Origin of the sequence: Actinoallomurus acaciae, assembly GCF_042429965.1 — a bacterium.
Classification (GTDB): Bacteria; Actinomycetota; Actinomycetes; order Streptosporangiales; family Streptosporangiaceae; genus Actinoallomurus; species Actinoallomurus acaciae.
Map to the genome: position 1 here is coordinate 1 of NZ_JBHLZP010000539.1, position 5310 is coordinate 5310.

Below are 5310 nucleotides of genomic sequence, written 5' to 3' on the forward strand. Positions count from 1 at the left end.
GGGGGGAGGCGCCGCCGGCGGTCGCGGCGACCGGTGACGCGGCGAGCGCGAGCCCCAGGGCCAGCGCGGTGAGGAGGCGGGTACGCGGCATGGAGGCTCCCTGCGTCGTCGGCGCCCCCCGAGAACGCCCGTAATCGTCACCGCGCGGGCGGCCGCGTTCCATCGGCCGCCGCCACACTTTCGCGCCGCCGGAGGTGTGCGTGGCCCACATCAGCCACCGATGGGCGGTACGGACCCGGCGGTCGCGGCCGTGGTGATCGGGCCCCTATGGAGGAGCGGAACGTCTCTCCGCGGCCGAATGTGTGTTCGCGGCACATGGTCGGCCACCGGACCGCGTCCTAGGGTTCCCGGTCAACGAACGACATGACAACGGCGAAACAGGAGAGCGGATGGCGGCGGTTCTCTGCGCCCGGGGCCTGTCCAAGGAGTTCCGCGGCTTCCGCGCGGTCGACGACGTGGACCTCGACGTCCCCGAAGGCGGCGTGCACGCGCTCGTGGGCCCGAACGGCGCGGGAAAGACGACGCTGTTCAACCTGCTCACCGGCTTCCTGCGGCCGACGGCGGGACGCGTCACGTTCGGCGAGCACGAGTTGGCCGGCCGGTCGCCCGAGCGGATCGCCCGCCTCGGGGTCGCCAGGTCCTTCCAGATCACGAGCCTGTTCGCGCAGCTCACCGCCCGTGAGCACGTCGAGCTGGCGTTGCAGGGCGGCACCGGGCTCGGCTGGCGGTTCTGGCGTTCGGACAAGCTGCTGCGCCGGTTCGGCGACACCGCGCGGGACCTGCTCGCACAGGTGCGCCTCGCCGACCTGGCCGAGACGCACGCGGGCGCGCTCTCGTACGGGCACAAACGGGCGCTGGAACTGGCGCTGGCCCTCGCCCTGGACCCGAAGGTGCTGCTCCTGGACGAGCCGACCGCGGGCATGGGCGCCGAGGACGTCGACGCCACCGTCGAGCTGATCGGCCGCGTCCGCGACGGCCGCACGGTCGTCCTGGTCGAGCACAACATGAACGTCGTCGCCTCGCTCGCCGACAAGGTCACCGTCCTGCAGTCGGGCCGTGTCCTCGCCGAGGGGCCGTACGCCGAGATCCGTCGCGACCCCCGGGTCGTCGCCGCCTACCTGGGAGACGCCGATGCTTCGGATTGACCGCCTGTCCGCCTGGTACGGCGAGGCGCGGGCGCTGCGCGAGGTGTCCCTGGAGGTCGGCGAGGGCGAGATCGTCACGCTGGTCGGCCGCAACGGGGCCGGCAAGACGACCCTGCTGCGCTGCGTCATGGGCCTGCACGCCCAGGCCGAGGGCACCGTGGAGTTCCTCGGCGCGGACGTGTCACGCCTCGCCCCGCACCGGCGGGCGCGGCGCGGGCTCGGCTACGTCCCCGACGACCGGGGGATCTACGCGAACCTCTCGGTCGAGGAGAATCTCCTCCTGCCCCCGGTGGCCGGGCCGAAGCCGTGGTCGCTGGACCAGGTCTATGAGACCTTCCCCCGCCTGCGCGAACGCCGGCGGTCGCCGGGTACCAGGCTGTCCGGCGGAGAGCAGCAGATGCTCTCGCTGGCACGGGTCCTGCGCACGGGCGCGCGGCTCCTGCTGTGCGACGAGCCCACCGAGGGCCTGTCCCCGCTGATCGTCCAGCAGATCGGCGGGATCCTGCGCGACGTCAAGGACCAGGGCGTCACCGTCCTGCTCATCGAGCAGAACGTGCACTTCGCCGCCACTGTGGCCGACCGGCACTACCTGCTCGCCGAGGGCCGGATCGCCGAATCGATGGACAACGCCGAGGTCAGGGCCCGCGAGCACGAGCTCCTCGGCTACCTCGGAATCTGAAGGAGAACGCGATGAGACCATTCGGCCGTACGGTCGCGCTGGCCGCCGGGGTGGCACTGCTCGCCGCCGGATGCAACGGCGGACCCGGCGGAGGCGGCGGGAAGATCAGCGATGGCAAGATCGAGATCGCCGTGCTGAACGACCAGTCCGGCGTCTACGCCGACCTGTCCGGCAAGGCCAGCGTCGAGGCGGTCAAGATGGCGATCGCCGACTTCAAGGCCAAGTACGGCGACAAGGCCGTGGCCAAGAAGATCGAGGTCACCACCGCCGACCACCAGAACAAGCCCGAGGTGGCGAGCTCCAAGGCCCAGGAGCTGTACGACCGGCAGCACGCCGACATCATCCTCGACGTGCCGACCTCCTCGGCCGCGCTCGCGGTCGCGAACATCGCCAAGTCCAAAAAGAAGATCTTCATGGACATCGGCGCGGGCACCACCGCGCTCGAGGGCGCGCAGTGCAACAGGTACACGTTCCACTACGGCTACAACACCTACATGCTGGCGCACGGCACCGGCGAGACCGTCACCAGGGACGGCGCGAAGAACTGGTACATCATCTACCCGGACTACGCGTTCGGGCAGGACATGACCAAGAGCTTCAGCGCCGCCATCAAGGGCGCCGGCGGCACGATCGTCAAGAACGACCCGACGCCGTTCCCCAGCGACAACTTCTCCACGTTCCTGCTCAAGGCGCCCGGGCTGAACCCCAGGCCGCAGGTGCTCGGCGCCATGCAGGCCGGTGGTGACCTGGTCAACCTCGTCAAGCAGTACAACGAGTACGGGCTGAGGAAGAAGGGCATCGGCCTGGCCATCGGGCTGATGTTCCTCACCGACATCCACTCGGTCGGCCCGGACGCGCTCGCCGGTACCAAGTTCTCCGACGCCTGGTACTGGAACGCGAGCCCCGACAACCGGGCGTGGGCCGACCGGTTCCTCGCCAGGACCGGCAAGCGGCCGACCTTCGCGCACGCGGCCAACTACTCCGCCGCCCTGCAGTACCTGGAGGCGGTCCAGCGCGCCGGTACCGACAAGTCCGACGCCGTGGTCAAGCAGCTGGAGGGCTACAAGTTCGGCGACGTGTTCGCCAAGAACGCCCAGATCCGCGCGCAGGACCACCTCCTGCTGCACGACGCCTACCTCGCCCAGGTCAAGCCGTCCGCGGAGGTCAAGGAGCCCTGGGACTACGAGAAGATCCTCAAGACCGTCCCGGCGGCGCAGGCCTTCCAGCCGGCCGACCCGGCCTGCCGGCTCTGACATGCTGCAGCAGGCATTCGACGGCCTGGTCAGCGGGGCGTTCTACGCCCTGCTGGCCCTCGGCCTGGCGGTCATCTTCGGCATGCTCGGCGTGGTCAACTTCGCGCACGGGGCGTTCTACATGCTCGGTGCCTTCGGCGCGTACGTGCTGCTGGACCACTGGGGCGTGAGCTTCTGGATCGCGCTGCCCGTCGTTCCGGTCGCGCTCGGGCTCGTCGGCGTCGTCGTCGAGCGCCTGCTGGTCCGCCGGCTCGCGGCGCTCGACCCGCTGTACAACTTCCTGCTCACCTTCGGGATCGCGCTCGTCCTGCAGGACCTGGTCAAACGGGAGTACGGCGTGCAGTCGCAGCCGTACCCGCGCCCGTCCGCGCTGTCCGGCTCGGTGAACCTCGGGCTGTTCTCCTACCCCTCGTACCGGGTGTTCGTGCTCGGCGTCGCCGTGGTCGCCTGCCTGGTGGTCTGGTACGTGCTGTCCCGTACGCGAGCGGGGATGATCGTCCGGGCCGCCACCGAACGGCCGGAGCTGACCCGCGCGCTCGGCATCGACGTCGGGCGGTGGGTCACCCCGGTGTTCGGCGCCGGGGTCGCGCTGGCCGGGCTCGCCGGGGTGCTGGCCGCGCCGATGCGCGCGGTCAACCCGCTGATGGGATCGGACCTGATCATCGCGGTCTTCGCGGTGGTCGTGATCGGCGGACTCGGTTCGATCTTCGGCTCGGTGGTGTCCGGCTTCGCGGTCGGCGTGCTCACCGCCGTGACGAACTTCTACGTGCCGTCGCTGTCGCAGACGCTGGTGTTCATCCTCATGGTCGTGGTCCTGCTCTGGCGGCCCGCCGGGCTGTTCGGACGCGAGGAGGGAGTCGCGTGATCCTCCAGAGGCTGGCCGCCCGGCCCGTCCTGCTCGCCGCGGGCCTGCTGGTGGCGCTCGCGCTGCCGTGGATGATCTATCCGCCGGTCGCGATGGACATGGTCTGCTGGGCGCTGTTCGCGGTGGCGGTCGACATCCTGCTCGGCTTCACCGGGCTGCTGTCGTTCGGGCACGCGGCGTTCTGGGGCGCCTCGGCGTACCTGACCGGACTGATCGCCCTGCACAGCGGGCTGCCGTTCCCGGTCGCGATACTGGGCGGCGCGCTGGCCGCGGCCGTGCTGGCGGTGCCGATCGGCTGGCTGTCGGTGCGGCGCACCGGCATCTACTTCGCCATGGTGACGCTGGCGTTCGCGCAGATGGTCTACTTCGTCGCGAACCAGTGGCGCGGCCTGACCGGCGGGGAGAACGGGCTGCAGGGCATCCCGCGCGACTTCTTCGGCGTCGACCTGTCCGACCCGTTCTTCTTCTACTACGCGGGCCTGCCGATCGCCGTGCTCGGGCTGTGGTTCGCCTGGCGTGTGGTGCGCTCGCCGTTCGGCCGGGTGCTGGTCGCGGTGCGCGACAACCCGGCGCGCGCCCGCGCGCTCGGCTACCCGGTCGACCGGTACAAGCTGCTGGCGTTCGTGCTGTCCGCCGCGCTGTCCGGGCTGGCCGGGGGACTGTTCACCGTCGGGCACGGCTTCGTCTCGCTGGAGGAGGTCTACTGGACCACCTCGGGCCAGGTCGTGATGATGGTCGTCCTCGGCGGCATCGGCACTCTGTGGGGCGGTGTGATCGGCGCCGGCCTGATCGTCGAGCTGGGCGACTACCTGTCCACGGCCGGCTTCGAGGAGACCGGCATCGTCACCGGCACCGTGTTCGCGGTCACCGTGCTGGTCTTCCGGCGCGGCATCTGGGGCACCGTCGCGTGGCTGACCGCCGACCGTCGCGCTCCCGCCGCCGTACCCGTCGACGAGAGGGAGAACGGCGAGCCGGTCAGAGCGTGAGGCTGCCGCGCAGGCGGTGCAGGTGCAGCGCGAGCTGGATCTGCAGCGCCCGGTCGGCCTGCTGCCAGTCGGCGCCGATGAGCCGGCCGATCCGCTCCAGCCGCTGGGTGACGGTGTTGGTGTGGATGTGGAGCCGCTCGGCGGTACGCGCGAGGCTGCCCCCGGTGCCGAAGTAGATCGCCATCGTCCGCGTCAGCGCCGTTCCCCGGCGCTCGTCGTAGGCGATGACCGGGCCGAGCGTGCGCTCGACGAACGCGCCGGTGTCGCCGCCCTCGCCGATCAGCAGCCCGACGAACCCCAGGCCGTCCGCGCCGGCGCCGTCGCCCTCGCGCCCTCACCCGCGGTGACGAAGACCATGTCGGCGCCCTTGAGCACCTCTTCG

At 70.9% G+C, this 5310-nt stretch carries 6 protein-coding genes; 5 read left to right on the forward strand and 1 reads right to left on the reverse strand.

The window, feature by feature from the left end; genetic code table 11:
* Positions 1 to 389: 389 nt before the first annotated feature.
* Genes ACFFNX_RS41185 through ACFFNX_RS41205 form a run of 5 tightly spaced genes read left to right on the forward strand, consistent with a single transcriptional unit; the run spans position 390 to position 4928 of the window.
* Positions 390 to 1145: an ABC transporter ATP-binding protein gene (locus ACFFNX_RS41185; protein ID WP_378211617.1), complete on the forward strand. Its 756-nt coding sequence runs from the start codon at positions 390 to 392 to the stop codon at positions 1143 to 1145.
* Positions 1132 to 1824: an ABC transporter ATP-binding protein gene (locus tag ACFFNX_RS41190; RefSeq protein ID WP_378211618.1), complete on the forward strand. Its 693-nt coding sequence runs from the start codon at positions 1132 to 1134 to the stop codon at positions 1822 to 1824. Before ACFFNX_RS41185 ends, ACFFNX_RS41190 begins: the two co-directional genes overlap by 14 nt.
* An 11-nt stretch (positions 1825 to 1835) precedes the next feature.
* Positions 1836 to 3077 carry an ABC transporter substrate-binding protein gene (locus ACFFNX_RS41195; RefSeq protein ID WP_378211619.1) on the forward strand — a complete coding sequence of 414 codons (1242 nt, stop codon included), beginning with the start codon at positions 1836 to 1838 and terminating at the stop codon, positions 3075 to 3077.
* A 1-nt stretch (position 3078) separates the two neighbouring features.
* A complete protein-coding gene (locus tag ACFFNX_RS41200) occupies positions 3079 to 3942 on the forward strand; it encodes a branched-chain amino acid ABC transporter permease (RefSeq protein WP_378211620.1) in 864 nt (287 codons plus the stop codon).
* The gene (locus ACFFNX_RS41205) at positions 3939 to 4928 is read left to right on the forward strand and encodes a branched-chain amino acid ABC transporter permease (protein WP_378211621.1); all 990 of its coding nucleotides are present in this window, start codon (positions 3939 to 3941) and stop codon (positions 4926 to 4928) included. Before ACFFNX_RS41200 ends, ACFFNX_RS41205 begins: the two co-directional genes overlap by 4 nt.
* Here the strand turns inward: ACFFNX_RS41205 and ACFFNX_RS41210 are convergent.
* Positions 4918 to 5112, reverse strand: coding sequence for a helix-turn-helix domain-containing protein (locus ACFFNX_RS41210; RefSeq protein WP_378211622.1), 195 nt, complete (start codon positions 5110 to 5112; stop codon positions 4918 to 4920). The genes ACFFNX_RS41205 and ACFFNX_RS41210 overlap by 11 nt on opposite strands.
* Between the last annotated feature and the right edge of the window lie 198 nt (positions 5113 to 5310).

Excerpts from the sequence above, each read along its gene's own strand:
- ACFFNX_RS41185 (WP_378211617.1), top strand. The coding sequence starts at position 390 with ATGGCGGCGGTTCTCTGCGCCCGGGGCCTGTCCAAGGAGTTCCGCGGC.
- ACFFNX_RS41190 (WP_378211618.1), top strand. The coding sequence starts at position 1,132 with ATGCTTCGGATTGACCGCCTGTCCGCCTGGTACGGCGAGGCGCGGGCG.
- ACFFNX_RS41195 (WP_378211619.1), top strand. The coding sequence starts at position 1,836 with ATGAGACCATTCGGCCGTACGGTCGCGCTGGCCGCCGGGGTGGCACTG.
- ACFFNX_RS41200 (WP_378211620.1), top strand. The coding sequence starts at position 3,079 with ATGCTGCAGCAGGCATTCGACGGCCTGGTCAGCGGGGCGTTCTACGCC.
- ACFFNX_RS41210 (WP_378211622.1), bottom strand. The coding sequence starts at position 5,112 with ATGGCGATCTACTTCGGCACCGGGGGCAGCCTCGCGCGTACCGCCGAG.